The following is a 16,991-nucleotide window of genomic DNA, read 5'->3' as shown; positions in this document are numbered from 1 at the left end:
TTAGTTTAGTATATCTTCATTTGGATGTTCAATCCACCAATCGATCATCTTTCGTGCAAGGCTAAGTTTTCTGGGAAGTTCGGGTAGATTATCTCTTGTGTAAAAGTCTCCCGAACTCAATTCTTCATCTTGGAGTGTGATTTCCCCTCCGGCATAATCCGCAATAAATCCGACCATTAGACCGCTGGGATAAGGCCAGGGCTGGTTGCCGAAATAAGTGATATTCTTTACCTCCAGTCCGGTTTCTTCTTTCACTTCACGTGCTACACATTCTTCTAATGTTTCTCCGGTTTCCAGGAATCCGGCAACGAGGCTATTGAATGTTCCTTTAAAATTGCGGGCATGCACTAAGAGTAGTGAGTCTTTTTTTCTCACTAATACCAGAATCGCTGTGGATATGGAAGGATATACTTCCCGACCGCATTTCGGGCAACGTTTCATAATAGATTCTTTCTGTTCCATCAGCGTGCCGCAGGCGGAACAGAAGCGGCTGTTTCTATCCCAATGCAGAATCTCATGCGCTTTTCCTGCAGTCTGATAATGAGACAAAGGGAGATATTCATAAGAGGCGCGAAGTCCTATCATTGTCCATTGCTCCGATTCTTCAATGGGAGAGGAGAGGGAGAAAGCTTTGCAGTTTCTACCTTCCAATGTGGTGATATTATGTACTGTTGTTTTTTCTTTCATAATGATAGGAGAACTTTCTCCATATGGGACGGCATACTTACCATCCCCTTTTTTCTCAAGAAGCAGTTGATCTTTATAAAAGATAAACCACCATGATTGTGCTGTCTGATCCATTTTATTCCAATTCTTTTCTTTGCGCTGCGAAGTTATAAAAAACTAGGTTGATATGTAGACTTCCCGGATAAAATATCAATAGACTAGCTTAATAAAATACGTTGCTCGATACCGATTTCCTGAATGAAATAATCGTCGTGTGAGATTACAATTACAGTACCCGTATAGTTCTTGATGGTAGCAGTAATGATTTCAATACTCTGTATATCCAGATTGTTGGTCGGTTCATCCAGAATAAACATATCGGGAGTATTATTGCTAATCATCAGGCAGCAGAAAGCAAGACGCATTTTCTCACCGCCGCTAAGTTTCCGGCAGGATTTATCCCATTCGGAAGCAGGGAATAAATAACGGTTCAGAATGGTCTTTATTTCATGCTCCGGCAGGTTCCGGTTATTGAAAGCGTAAGCCTGTTCCAGAATACTGTTCCGGTTGTCGATGATAGAATATTCCTGATTCAGATAAACATAGGTAAATTCCATTCGCGTCAGGTTTCCTTCCTGTGGCTGGAACTGTCCGGTGATTAGCTTCAAAAGAGTTGTTTTCCCACTGCCGTTGGCCCCTTCTATACGGAGGCGGTCTCCACTCTTTAGTTGGAAGCTGATAGGGGTTTGCCAGAGTTGCTGTTTGAAATCGCTATTGTCCTGAATATCATTACTGTCCGGACTGGGATGATTACCTGTATCAGCAAGATTTGCTTCATTATTCATCTGAATATGACTGTTGATTGAATTGGGATGATAACCGAAGTTAACCTCTTTTGCTGTCACCAATATCTTTCCGGTGTGGAGCGAGGAACTATTAAAATCGGTTTTTAATGTAGCGGTTGGGGAGAGCGAACTTCGAAGCTGGTTGCGTTCGTCTCTTAACTTCTCGGCTTTCTCCTGATGGGTGCTGTTAAGTTTGCTGGTACTCTTTTCTGATTTTCCTTGAAGCGCATTGAGCACAATACGAGGAACTCCCTTTTTAATATGATTTTTTTCTCCACGCACATTTTGTTTGTCCCTGCGTTCGGCCGTTTCGCGTGCCACTTTGTGGGCAATGCGCAGTGCCTTCTCTTTTTCTTCGATACGTTGCTGCAATGCTTCCTGCATCAGCGTTTTTTGTTCTTTATAGAATTCATAATTTCCTCCATAGTAATTGATTTGATGCTTTTCCAGTTCGCATATTTCGGGGAGAAGATTAAGCAGAGTGCGGTCATGACTTACAACTAACAGTGTGGAGCGGCATTTCTCTACCCAGTCGTATAAATGTTGTCTGCCGGAAGAATCGAGGTGATTGGTCGGTTCATCCATAAGTATGACAGGTGGGTGATGGATGTCCATACCTGCCAGAAATACACGGGTCTTTTCACCTCCGCTAAGCAAATTCATCGGGTAAGATAGAGTAAACTGTCCTAGCCCCCATAAATCGAGAGTGGCAATGGAACGTTCTTCAATATTCCAGTCATCATCCAGGACGACGAAGTTTTCGTTTGAGGCATCTCCTGACAGGATAGCATGTAGGGCTTGTTGCTTACGCTCTATCCGGAGTGCCTGGGCGATGGTTAATGAATCATATTGCCCGAAATGTTGCGGGATATAATATAGCTCATCCGGGCGGACAATGACACCGGAAGAGGGTGAAAGTTGACCGGCAATAATTTGCAGCAAAGTAGATTTGCCGCAGCCATTGTTACCGACTAATCCCAGTTTTTGGCCTTTGCTGATGGCGAAATTGAGATCACTGAATAATACTTCTTTATCCGGATGGATATAGCTGATTTGTTGAATACTTATAGACATAATGATCTATTGGGTTTGAGGTTGGAAATAGCGTGAAGGAAAATCACAGGATAGGGGAACGACAAACACAATACTGGCTAAACAACACGGATTTCGTGATGCTTAACAAAATAGAAAAAGCATATAAGAAAAGTGATGTTTACTTAGAAGTGTTGTCTTACTTACTAATTCTCATTGCGGTAGGTATATAGTTTAACTTGGTTGCAAAGATAACACTTTCTGTTGGATTTCACTCTGTTGAGGTGGAAAAAGAATAAGATTCATTTATTTAGAGGCTCTGTTTGCCTCATTCAGAGCCTCTGATTACTCCAAATACAGCCTCTGTTTGTCTTATTCAGAGGCTGTATTTTAGGAGTGATTTATATTCTGCCTTATTCTTATACATCAAATAGTTGATTTAATCCCTCACTCATACTGGGATGTGTGAAGATAAAATCACGTAAGAATGTAGACGGTTGTCCCGTTTTCATAGCCATAGCTACGGTATTGATGATTTCCGAAGCATCGGCACAAAATAGTGTGCAGCCCATAATTTTCCCGTTATGATTATTGATGATGGCTTTTAACATACCATCTGTCTGCTGTAGTGTACGGGTGCGGACGATGGAAGTAGCCGGTAGCCGGGAAACCTTAAATGAGTATCCCCTTTTTAACGCCTCTTCTTCACTGATTCCGATATGTGCCAACGGTGGATCAATAAATACTGCATACTGAACTGGATCACGGTCTCCGATATCACGTTTCTTATCACCGAAGAGCTGGTCACGGATAATCCGGAAATCATCCAGTGAGACATAAGTAAATTGCGACCCGCCTTTCACATCTCCCATTGCCCATATATGAGGAACAGTGGTACGCAACTGATCGTTTACTATAATAGCTCCGTGCGCATCGACTCCTACGCCTGCTGCTTGCAAATTTAATCCTTCAATCATCGGTTTACGTCCCGTTGCGATGAGAATGGCATCTCCGTCCACATAATAAGGAGTACCGTCGGATACGTCCGAGTAAGTCAGTGTCACTCCGTCACTGGTATCATGGACGGACTGTGCGCGGGTGTTCAGGTGGATTTCAATACCTTTTTTATCCATAACTTCTTTGACGCTGTTTGCAATGTCCCGATCTTCACGAGGCATAAATTTGTTTCCTCCTTCGAGTATCGTCACTTTGCTACCGAATCCGGCATACATAGAAGCAAATTCCAGTCCGATATATCCTCCGCCTATGATAATCAAGTGATGGGGAAGGACGTTTAAATCCAGAAGCGTACTACTGGTATATACATGCTGGCTGTGCTGAATACCGTCTATTGCCGGAATGATAGGAGTAGAGCCAGTATTGATAAATATCTCTTTACCTTGCAGTTCGATGTCCCCTTCCGGAAGCGCTACTTTTATGGTATTGGAAGATACGAAAGAGCCCGTTCCGGTGTAAATAGTTACATTGGGACGCTTGTTTAGTCTTTCGTAATTATCATTTCTAAGAAAAGAGGTGAGACGGTTCTTCCGGCCGATGGCTTGTTTGTACATATTCGCCTGTTTGGGAAAATCGTCATAGTAGAGCAAGGCGGAAACCTCGGCTTCATGCACCAGCATTTTGGTTGGAATACAGGCTATGTTCGGACAGGTTCCTCCATACATCATGTTGGAACGTTCCACGATGGCAACTTGCCATCCGCGGTTGGAAAGTTCGGCAGCCAGGGTCTTTCCTGCCTTGCCGAATCCTATTATTATTGCATCATATTGTTTCATAACTTCTTTTTATTAACGATTCGTATGAGACTATATAACAGTCTGAAAATACGATTTGTTCCGTAATCTCAAGAAGTTAGCACTTTCTGCAAAAGGGGATTAGCTCTTTTTAAGTGTTTTGAGTACGCGTTGTGACGAGTCGGATAATAACACTACGGCACTGGCTAAAATCACAATGTCTTTAATCACCAATCGCCCTGCGCCGGATAGTAATGGGAAGCCGAATTCTCCGCTTCCCAGATCGGGAACCCAGACTTCCGGGGTGGTGGCGAGAAAAGAAAGTGTTCCCAGCGTCATGATAATAGCAAGAGCGTCACCTGCCAGTCCCACTTTCGGGAAAAAGATGCCTAGGAATACCAGTATGCCGATGCTCATAATAAGAGCTCCCAGTCCGTAGGAGAAAGTATAAGTACGGTTTGCTTCGTGCCATGCACGATTCTCCGGGACGAAAGCGCCTTCCGCATTTTTATGTTCTTTGTATTCAGGCGCATCTTTAGCATAGAAGAAGCTCATGAAAGGGCTGTTGGCTACGAACGGAACAATCCCGTCGGCTTCATAATGGAAATACTTCAATCCGCCTATCCATACAAATACTACCAAGATGGCCACGCGGATAAATTGGATACCGAAACCTTTTAGACTTGAAGTGAAGGTCAGTAAAGCGATAAATTTCTCTTTCATTTTGTTGGGGTTTTAATGAGTTTATCTAACGTTGCAAAGATCGTTCATTCCCCATACTCCTCAAATAGCAATACTTCCGTATGCCTTATCAATTTTTCCCTTCCTGTGTATTTCTGAATTGTACGGCGCTCTGTCCGGTCATATTTTTGAAGAAACGGCTGAAAGAAGCCTGGTCTTCAAATCCCAGAATATCGGCAATTTCTTTGGCACTTTTGTTGCTGTAAAGCAAAAGGCGTTTGGCTTCCGCTTCCACCCGTTCGTGGATTACCCGGAGCGGTGATGGTAGTTTGCAGGTTGAAAAGATGTTCGATAGTGTCTTGGGAGATTTGTGCAGCATATCGGCATAATCCTGTACTTGCTTCTTCGTCCGGTAATGCTCGTCAACCAAGTTATAGTATTGGCGGACAATCTCGAAACCGGATTCTTTTTCACGGGTGATATTCATGCGATGACGTGCAATGCGGGTACATTGAATGATGAAGCGTTTCAGCAGAATGCGTAGCATCTCTTCCTGCAGGCTGTCGGAAACGGTAAATTCGTTTTCCAGTGCTTCGGTAATGGTGTCGAGCTCTTTGCGTTCTTTTTCATTCAGGGTAAAACGGATCAGGTGAGAAGAACCGTTGAACAGGAAACCGCTGCACGACACTTCATGGTCGTTGCCATAGATGCAATAGAAGTTACTGTTGAACAGCAAAGTCAGATATTCACCGTCAATCGATTTAAATTCGAGGTGTTGCAGATGAGTGAGTGAAATCACTTCATCTTTGGTAAGCATCATTTCCTGATGGTCGATTTCTACTGTGATGCTTCCGCTGCGTACCCATATAAATTTATAAAGCCCCTTTTCTTTTTGCAGTGCTTTTTCTGTCAGATAAGAGTCTGTAAGTGCGAGTGTCCCTTTTAGTTTCGTGTGATATTGTTGTAACATAGTTAGTCCTCCATTGCTGATGCGTCAAATGATAGCGGTAGTAGGTCGCTTATACTTTTTACTTCGTAGATACATTCTTTGCCATACAATAGGATACGGATGGGTTGTTTGTAACGCTTTTCCGTTTCCAGAATCACTTGCCGGCAAGCGCCGCAGGGGGGAATCGGTTGGTCGATGAAATCTTTTTCCGTTCGTGCCGCAATGGCAAGAGTGACAACCGGCTGGTCGGGATATTGGGAATTGGCATAGAATAAGGTAGTGCGTTCCGCACAAAGTCCCGATGGATAGGCGGCATTCTCCTGATTGGTTCCTGTCACAACAGTTCCGTTGCCCAATAGCGCAGCGGCACCTACGGAGAAATGGGAATACGGAGAATAACTACGAGCTGTTGCCTCCATGGCAGTCTGCATAAGTGCCCGATCGGCCTCATTCAACTCATCATATTGATATACTTTAATAATAGCGGTAATTGTGAGGTCTCTCATATACGTCAGGGTATTGGTTTCTACAATTAATGTTACAAAGTTAGGAAAGAGATTGATAATCCCAATTATTTTTCGGATTTTTGTGCCATCTAATCCACATCTGAACTAAAATGGAGAATAAACTGTATAGACTTATCTTTTTAACTGTTGTTTTCTTCTTTGCCGTAGGAGTGCAGGCACAGAAACGGAATGCCCGTTACATCGAATATATAAATAAGTATAGTGATCTGGCTGTTGAACAGATGAAGCTTCATAAAATTCCGGCCAGTATCACGTTGGCGCAGGGATTGCTGGAAAGCGGTGCCGGATACAGTCAGTTGGCACGAAAGAGCAACAATCATTTTGGTATTAAGTGTGGAAGTAGTTGGCGGGGGCGTACCGTTCGTCACGATGATGATGCACGCAACGAATGTTTCCGTGCCTATAGCCATCCTCGTGATTCTTACGAAGATCATTCTGACTTCCTTAGAAGAGGTGCCCGTTATGCCTTTCTTTTCAAACTGGATATCACAGACTATAAAGGATGGGCCCGTGGACTGAAAAAAGCTGGATACGCTACAGATCCGTCCTATGCTAACCGTCTGATTACGATTATCGAAGATTATGATCTGTATAAATATGACCGTAAAGGTGTATACTCGGAACGGAAACTGAGAAAGAATCCTTGGTTGATGAGTCCGCATCAGGTATATATTGCTAATGATATAGCCTATGTTGTAGCCCGCAACGGTGATACCTTTAAAGATTTAGGTAACGAATTTGACATTAGTTGGAAGAAACTGGTGAAGTATAACGATCTGCAGCGCGATTATACGTTAGTAGAGGGAGATATCATCTATCTGAAGAGCAAGAAGAAAAAGGCTTCCAAACCTTATACCGTATACATTGTGAAAGATGGAGATTCTATGCATGGTATCTCTCAAAAATATGGTATCCGCCTCAAAAATCTTTATAAGATGAATCGTAAGGACGGCGAATATGTTCCTGAAATCGGAGATAGATTGCGCCTGCGGTAGGGACACATATAGAGTGGTTTTTTGTTCGCCACCGATGAATAAATCCGGCTTTTTTTCTTTCTTCGTAAAAGTTTTGCATTTCGAAAACTTAATGGTTCATTCATGTGTTATTATTCTTGATAAAACATGATTGTAATATGAGTCTTAACATTGCAAAAAATAATAAGAAACGTGTCGTTATAGTAGGCGGTGGTTTCGGTGGCTTGAAATTGGCTAACAAGCTGAAAAAGTCAGGCTTCCAAGTTGTATTGATAGATAAGAACAACTATCATCAGTTTCCCCCTTTGATTTATCAGGTGGCTTCGGCCGGTATGGAACCAACTTCCATATCTTTCCCTTTTCGTAAAATATTCCAGCGCCGGAAAGATTTCTATTTCCGTATGGCAGAAGTACGTGCCATTTTCCCGGAAAAGAATATGATACAGACTTCCATCGGAAAAGCAGAATATGATTATCTGGTGTTGGCTGCAGGAACTACAACCAACTTTTTCGGTAATAAACATATTGAAGAAGAAGCCATGCCGATGAAAAACGTTTCGGAAGCAATGGGGTTGAGAAATGCTCTTCTTGCGAATCTGGAACGTGCCTTAACTTGCTCAACCAAACAGGAGCAACAAGAGTTGATGAATATCGTTATTGTAGGAGGTGGAGCAACCGGAATAGAGGTAGCCGGAATACTTTCCGAAATGAAGAAATTTGTCCTGCCAAAAGATTATCCTGATATGCCGAGTAGCTTGATGCATATATATCTGATTGAGGCCGGGCCGCGACTGCTTGCCGGAATGTCGGAAGAATCTTCCGCTCATGCCGAACAGTTTCTCCGTGAAATGGGGGTAAATATCCTGTTGAATAAACGTGTTGTGGACTATCGTGACCATAAAGTGGTACTCGAAGATGGTACGGAGATTGCTACGCGCACTTTTATTTGGGTAAGTGGTGTTACCGGAGTGACTATCGGCAACATGGATCCTTCGTTGATAGGACGTGGCGGACGTATTAAAGTTGATTCGTTCAACCGTGTGGAGGGAATGAGCAATGTGTTTGCTATTGGTGACCAATGTATTCAGGTTGCTGATGAAGATTATCCGAACGGACATCCTCAATTGGCGCAAGTCGCTATTCAGCAAGGAGAACTGCTGGCAAAGAATCTGATTCGTATGGAGAAAGGACGGGAAATGAAACCTTTCCATTATCGTAATCTAGGGTCGATGGCGACTGTAGGACGTAATCGTGCCGTGGCAGAGTTTAGTAAAGTAAAAATGCAGGGATGGTTTGCCTGGGTGATGTGGCTGGTTGTTCATCTGCGCTCTATTCTTGGGGTACGTAATAAGGTTATTGTACTCTTGAATTGGGTATGGAATTATTTCACTTACGATCAGTCTATGCGTATGATTGTCTACGCCCGTAAAGCAAAAGAGATTCGTGATCGTGAAAAGCTGGAAGAGACTACGCATTGGGGAAAAGAACAAGTACAAGAGGAAAAGAACCCCTCTATTACATCATCATCCAAGTAGACAGACCTCCTGTCGGCAGGATGATAGATTTTATTCTGAACGGTAAATTCGTACAGGGTGTCCGATATCGGACACCCTTTGTTTTTTGTTATCTTCTATTTATCAATCATTTACGGTTTTGGCACAGATTTGGTATATAAAGTACCGAATTGATACATCATAAAATAGTAAATGATCAGATATGGACAGAGAAATTCCTAAAGAAGTACGTCAAAAAGAACGTAATAAGAAGATAATTCGTTATTCATCCATTGGAGTGGCAAGTATGATTGCCATCGGTGTACTTATATCTGTACTAAGGGCAGGAGTGGAAGCAAAGGATCTTGTCTTTTCCACAGTCGATAAAGGAGTGATCGAGGTAAGTGTCAGTGCTTCCGGTAAGGTTGTCCCTGCCTTTGAGGAAATTATCAATTCTCCGATCAACAGTCGTATTATTGAAGTCTATAAAAAAGGGGGAGATAGCGTAGACGTAGGTACTCCGATTCTGAAACTGGACCTTCAGAGTACGGAAATTGAATATAAAAAGTTGCTGGACGAGGAACAGATGCGTCAGTATAAGCTCGATCAGCTTCGCGTCAATAATCAGACGAAACTTTCCGATATGGCAATGCAGATAAAAGTTTCGGCAATGAAATTGAGCCGGATGAAAGTGGAGTTGAGAAATGAACACTATCTGGACAGTCTCGGTGCAGGAACAACAGACAAAGTACGTCAAGCTGAATTGAGCTATAATGTAGCTCAATTAGAGTACGAACAACTTCAGCAACAATATAAAAATGAGAAGGAAGTAGCTGCTGCCGAACTGAAGGTTCAGGAGCTTGACTTTAATATCTTCCGCAAGAGTCTTTCCGAAAAGAAACGTACGTTGGATGATGCACAAATCCGTTCCCCGCGTAAAGCTATTCTTACCTATATTAATAACCAGATCGGTGCACAGATTTCCGAAGGCGGACAGGTGGCTATCATTTCTGATTTGAGTCATTTTAAAGTGGAAGGTGAGATTGCAGATACGTACGGTGACCGTGTAGCAGCCGGAGGAAAAGCAATTGTAAAGATAGGAAGCGACAAACTGGAAGGAATAGTTAGTAGTGTTACACCGCTATCCAAGAATGGTGTGATATCATTTACCGTTCAGTTGAAAGAGGACAATCACCGTCGCTTGCGTTCCGGATTGAAGACAGATGTTTATGTGATGAATGCAGTGAAGGAAGATGTGATGCGTGTAGCTAATGGCTCTTTCTATGTAGGACGCGGTGAATATGAACTTTTTGTTTGTAATTCTGATAATGAACTGGTAAAACGTAAAATACAGTTAGGCGATTCTAATTTTGAATATGTAGAAGTGTTGAGCGGATTGCAGCCGGGTGATAAGGTAGTGGTAAGCGATATGAGTGCTTATAAGAACAAGAATAAGTTGAAAATTAAATAAACTAAATACTAGAAGTTATGATAACATTGAACTCTCTTTCTAAGATTTATCGTACGGACGAGATTGAAACGGTAGCATTGGAGAATGTGAATCTGACGGTAGAACGTGGAGAATTTCTAAGTATAATGGGACCTTCCGGATGTGGAAAATCCACCTTACTGAACATTATGGGGTTGCTTGATGCACCTACAATGGGGATGGTGGAAATCAACGGAATACGTACTGAAGGAATGAAAGACAAGGAACTGGCGGTTTTTCGTAATAAAACGCTCGGTTTTGTATTTCAGTCTTTTCACTTGATTAATTCGTTGAACGTGATGGATAATGTAGAACTTCCTTTGCTTTATCGACGTATGGCTGGCAGTGAACGAAAACGGTTGGCACAAGAAGTATTAGAGAAGGTTGGATTGAGCCATCGCATGAATCATTTTCCTACACAACTTTCCGGTGGGCAATGCCAGCGTGTAGCCATTGCCCGTGCTATTATCGGTAATCCCGAAATAATCCTTGCCGATGAGCCGACTGGTAATCTGGATTCAAAGATGGGAGCTGAAGTAATGGAACTGCTTCACCGGTTGAATAAGGAAGACGGACGCACCATCGTGATGGTCACCCATAATGAAGAACAGGCGAAGCAGACTTCACGCACTATTCGTTTCTTCGATGGACGCCAGGTGCAATAGAAATGGCCTCTTACAATTAGAACTAAATAGAAAAATAGATTAATGTATCTCTAAATTAAAAATCATCATGACAAAGAATATTTTTATCGTTGCAATAGCTGCCCTGTTAAGTGTTGCTTTTTGTTCACTATCGGCACAAAATGTGAGTAAAGATTATAATGTGGACGAGTTTTCTGCCATAAACCTGCAATCTGTCGGGAATATTATTTTTACTCAATCGTCAGGATGTGCCTGCCGTCTGGAAGGTCCTTCTGAATTTGTAGAGAAGACAAAGGTAACAGTGAAAAATGGAACTCTGGTTATCTCTTATAAAGATAAAAATGCCAAGAATGTCAAGAATCTGACTTTCTATATCACTGCTCCCGATTTGAGCAAAGTGAAAATAGACGGAGTAGGAAACTTCGATGCAAAAGAAGAACTAAAACTTAAAAATATAGCTTTCGAACTTGATGGAGTAGGTAACTGCAACGTGAAAAGTCTTTATTGCGATGAATTGAAACTTGATGTTGACGGAGTAGGCAATATGAAGCTGAATGTTGATTGCACCACTATCAAGGCCAAAGTGGATGGAGTAGGAAATATCACCGTGTCCGGTAAAGCGGATGCAGCTTTCTTTAAACGGGATGGCGTTGGCAAAATCAATTCCAAAAACCTGAAATGTAAAGACGTAACAAAGAAAGGTTGGAATTTCTAATGTAGAACATTCTTCTGTGAACTCCTGTAAAATCAAATCAAAAAAAGAATAAGAAGATGTGGAAGCAATACATAAAGCAAGCTCTTTACCAGTTGAAGGAGAACCGGCTTATTAGTATTGTCTGTATGGTAGGTACAGCTTTGGCTATTTGCATGATAATGGTGATCGTGCTGACATTGCAGATACGGATAAAAGACTGCGTGCCGGAGGTTAACCGTTCACGATCATTGTATGTCAAGGCAATGACATCCCGGCATAAAGAGCAACACAATAATGCTGCCAGCAGTCAGATGTCTGTCACGACTGCCCGTGAATGCTTTAAGACATTGACAATACCTGAAGCGATTACCATTACTTCCGTTAATAATAAGATGCGCGCTTCTCTTCCCGGAGGAGGCAGGATGAGTGTAGATGAAATGGAGACGGATGAAGCGTTCTGGCAAGTCTTTAGCTTTGAATTCTTGTGTGGCAAACCATACACGAAAGCCGATTTTGAGAGTGGGCTGTCCAAGGCTGTCGTTTCTGCCAGTGTGGCACGTCGTCTGTTCGGTACAACTGACGTGGCAGGACGTACCATCCAATTAAACAAAGCCGATTATGCCATTACAGGAGTAGTGAAAGACGTATCAAAGTTGGCGACAGCTTCTTATGCACAAGTCTGGATTCCCTATACTTCGACAGATTTGGCTTCTTTCTCGTGGAGAGAAAATCTGATGGGGCCTATGCGGGCGGTCATCCTTGCACGTTCGTCCGACGATTTCCCGGCTATCCGTGCTGAAGTAGAAAAATACCGTCAAGTCTACAATAGTAAGTTGAAGGATATGGAATTGGTTTATCGTGGTCAGCCGGATACTCAATTTGCTTACCTTTATCGTCATTGGGGGACAGACCTGGATATGAAACACATTGTCAGGCGATTCGTTCTTATCATTGTAATTCTACTTTTGGTTCCGGCTATCAACTTAAGTAGCATGACTTTATCCCATATGCGAAAACGTATGACAGAAATCGGTGTCCGGAAAGCATTCGGTGCTACTGCCAACGAACTGTTGCGACAGGTATTCTGGGAGAATCTGATATTGACACTGCTTGCAGGAGTACTGGGGCTGATATTGAGCTATTCAGCTACTTTTCTGTTAAACTCATTCCTTTTCGGTAACAGTGAGAATGCAGGTCTTGCCGGGGAAACTTCTCTTTCCACTGATATGCTATTCAGTCCGCTGATATTCCTTGTAGCATTCTGTTTCTGTCTGTTATTAAACCTGTTGAGTGCCGGTATTCCGGCCTGGAGAGTATCGAGAATGAACATTGTAGATGCAATAAACCAAAGATAAAATGATGAAACAGTTATTGAAACAAATATATAATGAGCGCCGGAGCAATGCTTTTCTATGGATTGAGCTATTGTTGGTGTTTGTCGTTTTGTGGTATATCGTTGATCTGGTTTATGTCACTTTGCATATTTATTATCAGCCAATGGGCTTTAATATAGAAAATACGTATGTATTACGCATGAATCGTCTTACCGATAAATCTACCGATTTCAATCCGGAGCTGACTGTTAAAGATGATATGGCTGCTTTAAGGGAAATAGCCGGACGTTTGTCCCGTCATCCGGAGGTCGAATCTGTCTGTATCTCTCAAAACAGTATTCCATATAATGAAGGGTGCAGTGGAGCGAGTTTCCGCTTCCCGGATAATGACACGGTTTGGATAAGTACGATGGATCGTTGGGCAACTCCTGAATATTATAAAGTGTTCCGTTTTCGGAATATCGATGGTTCCGGTTATGAAAGTCTGGTGAAAGCTCTGGAGAAAAATACGATAATCGTTCCTGTCGATGTTGCAGACTATTATCCGGATGCCACTTTCCATGGAAGAGACCTTTTGGCTAAAGAAGTTCGCACGAGTGATACCAACCTTCGTATTGCAGCTTTAACGGAGCCTGTTCGCTACGATCATTATAATATTGCCGGAAAACCTTTTACCGGGACCTATATCGGCACTTATCTTTCTGACGAACAAATGGAAACGGTCGAAAATGTAGCCTATCTTGAGTTGAGTCTGCGTGTTCGAGAAGGCGTAGACAATGGGTTTGTAGAACGTCTTATGAATGATGCCGACCGTATCTATCAAGTAGGGAATATTTATATACTTGATGTCACCCCATTAAGCAAAGTCCGGACCGCCAGTGAGATAGACAATGATAATGAATTGCGCACCCAGTTCTGTATTCTCTTTTTCCTGTTGTTGAATATCTTTCTGGGAGTGATCGGTACTTTCTGGTTCCGTACTCAGCAACGCCGGGGAGAAGTCGCTTTACACATGGCGATGGGAGCTAACCGGAAAAACATATTCTATCGTTTGATTACGGAAGGTTTGTTACTGTTAAGCATGTCGGCTCTTCCTGCCGTATTGATTGCATTCAACATTGGATATAGTGAGCTGGTAGATATATCACAAATGGCATTTACAGTATCCCGTTTCCTGATAGCCATTTTACTGACATCTCTCTTGATGGCAATAATGATTATTCTTGGCGTGTCGTATCCGGCTCTGCAATCAATGAAAGTGCAACCGGCCGAAGCACTAAGAGATGAGTAAGAAATATACTGAACTTTATACTGAAATGATAATGATAAAACTCTACTTTAAACAAGCGTTCCATCTGTTGAGGGAAAATAAACTGCTTTCTTCTATTTCTATTATAGGTACAGCTTTGGCTATTGCTATGATTATGGTAATTGTCATCACTTTACGTGCAACAATCGCTCCTTTTGCACCGGAGACCCATCGTGACCGGATGCTCATTTTCCGGTATGCCGGACTTCAGAACAAATCCAATGTGAACTGGCAGAGTAACGGTCCTATCGGATACAATACAGCGAAAGCCTGTTTCAAAGAAATGAAAACTCCCGAAGCGGTTTCCATCACTAGTTTTTTTCGGGAAACAATGTTGGCAGCCAAACCGGCAGGCGAAATGGAGAGTTGTAGTGTGTTGCAAACAGACGATGCTTTCTGGAAAGTGTTCGAGTTTGATTTTATATCCGGTAAACCGTATGATAATGCCGATTTTGATGCGGGTGCGGCAAAAGCCGTAATCTCCGAAGACATGGCACGCCGCTTGTTCGGAACATCAGAAGTAGTTGGAAAAACCTTTCTTCTGAATCATTCAGCTTATGTTATTTGTGGAGTAGTGCACCCGGTGTCTAAATTGGCGAATTACGCTTATGCACAGGTCTGGATTCCTTTAAGTTCGACAAATGCTTTCACAACCACTTGGGGGGATGAAAATATCATGGGAATGACTGCTGTCTACATTCTGGCCAAATCAAAAGAAGATTTTCCGGCGATTCACCAGGAGGCGGATCGGCTAAGAGCCATTTTCATGGCTGGGCATCCCAACTTCGATCTGCTTTATCGTGGACAACCCGATACCTATTTTGTAGCCGCGCAACGGTACTCCGCCAATAATCCTCCGGCTGTAAAAGAAGCTGTCCGGCAATATATCTTGACGCTGCTTGTTCTGTTACTTGTTCCTGCTGTCAACTTGTCCGGACTTACTTTGTCGCGTATGCGTAAGCGTATCTCTGAAATAGGCGTGCGAAAAGCCTTTGGTGCCCCCAGACGTGAACTTATGATGCAAGTGCTTTCCGAAAATATGCTTTATTCTCTCTTCGGAGGTATTCTCGGATTGGTATTAAGTTATGTTGCCGCTTTCCTTTTGGGAGGAATGCTTTTCTCTGTAGATTTCGTATCTAATGGCGTGGAAGATTGGCGGACTATGTGCATCGACTTATTATTCGATCCTGTCGTATTCCTGTTGGCATTCTTTGCCTGCTTCTTGCTCAATCTGTTAAGTGCGGCTATTCCGGCATGGAAAGTAACCCGCACCAATATTGTTGACGCCATAAACGAAAGATAATCCAATCACATTCAACTCATTAATTCTAAAGAAAATGCAACTATTAAAACAAATATGGAATGAACGCCGGTCAAACGGATGGTTATGGTCGGAACTATTAATTGTTTTTGTGGTCTTGTGGTATGTGGTCGACTGGACATATGTGACGGCTCGTACCTATTACGAACCGGTAGGATTTGATATAACCGATACTTACTATCTGGAACTTAGTCTGAAAAACAACAAGAGCGACTCGTATCTTTCGAAAGAGCAAAAGAATACCACGCTGGGACAGGATATCACCGAATTAACCAATCGTCTCCGTCGGTTGCCGGAGGTGGAAGCTGTTTCCATATCCAATAATGCACGTCCCTATATTGGTAGTAATTCCGGCATGATGGTACGTCTTGACACATTGGTTAGTAATCCGCTGAACCGTGCGATGACTCCTGATTTCTTTCAGGTATTCCGTTATCAGAGTGCCGATGGACGTGGATATGAACCATTGGTACAGGCTTTGAAGAATGGTAATGTCGTAGTGGGTGAAAACTTCTGGCGGCCTGATTATAAGGGAGACCGTACACTATTGGGTAAGAATCTGGTAAGTGTGGATGATTCTACAGAAGTGTACAAGATAGGAGGTGTATCGGCAAAAGTGCGTTACAATGATTTCTGGGCTAATTATAGCGACCGGTATGTAGCTGTTGCCATTACAGAAAAAGAAATGGCCGAACTTGATGATGAGTTTTATCCTTCCAATGTGGAAGTTTGTTTGCGGGTGAAACCGGGAACTTCCACAGACTTTCCGGAACGTTTGATGAAATTATCCGCCAGTCAGTTGAGTGTCGGTAACCTATTCATCCTGAAAGTGCATGATTACGAAGATATACGCAATGATTTCCAGCAAGGGAGTTACAATCAGGTACAAGTACGTTTCTGGATGATGGGATTCTTACTGCTTAATATCCTGTTGGGTATTGTCGGCATATTCTGGTTTCGTACACAGCACCGTCGTGCTGAGTCGGCGCTTCGTATAGCAGTTGGGTCCAGCCGGATGCAGCTTTGGCAACGGCTGAATAAAGAAGGATTATTACTGTTGACGCTGGCCGCTTTGCCTGCTGCTGTGATATGCTATAATATCGGCTATTTGGATTTGACGGGAGGGTATTTGGAATGGGGAGTGGTACGTTTTCTTATCACATTTGCCATTACCTATTTCTTGATGACTTTAATGATTCTCATAGGCATTTGGTTCCCTGCTCGTCAGGCCATTCGCATACACCCTGCCGAGGCGTTGCGCGAAGAATAAAAAACTTGGGCT

General features: G+C 42.7%; 15 protein-coding genes. 9 read left to right on the top strand and 6 right to left on the bottom strand.

The window, feature by feature from the left end; genetic code table 11:
• The 6 genes from nudC to cdd form a co-directional block, all read right to left on the bottom strand.
• On the bottom strand, window positions 1–837 hold the full coding sequence (gene nudC, locus AAHJ11_RS10705) for an NAD(+) diphosphatase (protein WP_297284526.1): 837 nt from the start codon (window positions 835–837) through the stop codon (window positions 1–3).
• Between the two features lie 47 nt (window positions 838–884).
• On the bottom strand, window positions 885–2,585 hold the full coding sequence (locus tag AAHJ11_RS10700; RefSeq protein WP_148364819.1) for an ABC-F family ATP-binding cassette domain-containing protein: 1,701 nt from the start codon (window positions 2,583–2,585) through the stop codon (window positions 885–887).
• A 377-nt stretch (window positions 2,586–2,962) separates the two neighbouring features.
• Window positions 2,963–4,336: an FAD-dependent oxidoreductase gene (locus AAHJ11_RS10695; RefSeq protein WP_148364820.1), complete on the bottom strand. Its 1,374-nt coding sequence runs from the start codon at window positions 4,334–4,336 to the stop codon at window positions 2,963–2,965.
• Between the two features lie 99 nt (window positions 4,337–4,435).
• On the bottom strand, window positions 4,436–5,017 hold the full coding sequence (locus AAHJ11_RS10690) for a DUF417 family protein (RefSeq protein WP_148364821.1): 582 nt from the start codon (window positions 5,015–5,017) through the stop codon (window positions 4,436–4,438).
• Window positions 5,018–5,105: 88 nt separating this feature from the next.
• A complete protein-coding gene (locus AAHJ11_RS10685; protein WP_004300715.1) occupies window positions 5,106–5,945 on the bottom strand; it encodes an AraC family transcriptional regulator in 840 nt (279 codons plus the stop codon).
• 2 nt (window positions 5,946–5,947) lie between these two features.
• Window positions 5,948–6,430, bottom strand: coding sequence for a cytidine deaminase (cdd, locus tag AAHJ11_RS10680; RefSeq protein WP_148364822.1), 483 nt, complete (start codon window positions 6,428–6,430; stop codon window positions 5,948–5,950).
• A gap of 110 nt (window positions 6,431–6,540) precedes the next feature.
• On the opposite strand from cdd, the gene AAHJ11_RS10675 reads away from it, so the two are divergent.
• From AAHJ11_RS10675 to AAHJ11_RS10635, 9 genes are all read left to right on the top strand, one after another.
• On the top strand, window positions 6,541–7,446 hold the full coding sequence (locus AAHJ11_RS10675) for a glucosaminidase domain-containing protein (protein WP_148364823.1): 906 nt from the start codon (window positions 6,541–6,543) through the stop codon (window positions 7,444–7,446).
• Between the two features lie 137 nt (window positions 7,447–7,583).
• Window positions 7,584–8,960 (top strand): NAD(P)/FAD-dependent oxidoreductase, encoded by a 1,377-nt coding sequence (locus AAHJ11_RS10670; protein WP_148364824.1) that lies wholly within the window; start codon window positions 7,584–7,586, stop codon window positions 8,958–8,960.
• 181 nt (window positions 8,961–9,141) lie between these two features.
• Window positions 9,142–10,389, top strand: coding sequence for an efflux RND transporter periplasmic adaptor subunit (locus tag AAHJ11_RS10665; RefSeq protein ID WP_148364825.1), 1,248 nt, complete (start codon window positions 9,142–9,144; stop codon window positions 10,387–10,389).
• A 17-nt stretch (window positions 10,390–10,406) separates the two neighbouring features.
• Entirely contained in the window at window positions 10,407–11,072 is a 666-nt protein-coding gene (locus AAHJ11_RS10660; RefSeq protein WP_008999908.1) for an ABC transporter ATP-binding protein, read from the top strand.
• Window positions 11,073–11,139: 67 nt separating this feature from the next.
• Window positions 11,140–11,766 carry a GIN domain-containing protein gene (locus tag AAHJ11_RS10655; RefSeq protein WP_148364826.1) on the top strand — a complete coding sequence of 209 codons (627 nt, stop codon included), beginning with the start codon at window positions 11,140–11,142 and terminating at the stop codon, window positions 11,764–11,766.
• A gap of 56 nt (window positions 11,767–11,822) precedes the next feature.
• Entirely contained in the window at window positions 11,823–13,100 is a 1,278-nt protein-coding gene (locus AAHJ11_RS10650) for an ABC transporter permease (protein ID WP_413579507.1), read from the top strand.
• A gap of 1 nt (window position 13,101) precedes the next feature.
• Entirely contained in the window at window positions 13,102–14,370 is a 1,269-nt protein-coding gene (locus tag AAHJ11_RS10645; protein ID WP_148364828.1) for an ABC transporter permease, read from the top strand.
• A 31-nt stretch (window positions 14,371–14,401) separates the two neighbouring features.
• Window positions 14,402–15,691 (top strand): ABC transporter permease, encoded by a 1,290-nt coding sequence (locus tag AAHJ11_RS10640; RefSeq protein WP_148365005.1) that lies wholly within the window; start codon window positions 14,402–14,404, stop codon window positions 15,689–15,691.
• A gap of 34 nt (window positions 15,692–15,725) precedes the next feature.
• Window positions 15,726–16,979 carry an ABC transporter permease gene (locus AAHJ11_RS10635; protein WP_413579505.1) on the top strand — a complete coding sequence of 418 codons (1,254 nt, stop codon included), beginning with the start codon at window positions 15,726–15,728 and terminating at the stop codon, window positions 16,977–16,979.
• Window positions 16,980–16,991 lie beyond the last annotated feature (12 nt).

It is taken from the genome of Bacteroides sp. 90-K9/2 (assembly GCF_047310725.1).
GTDB classification, from domain to species: Bacteria; Bacteroidota; Bacteroidia; order Bacteroidales; family Bacteroidaceae; genus Bacteroides; species Bacteroides vicugnae.
This window is presented reverse-complemented; position numbering and strand designations above follow the sequence as displayed.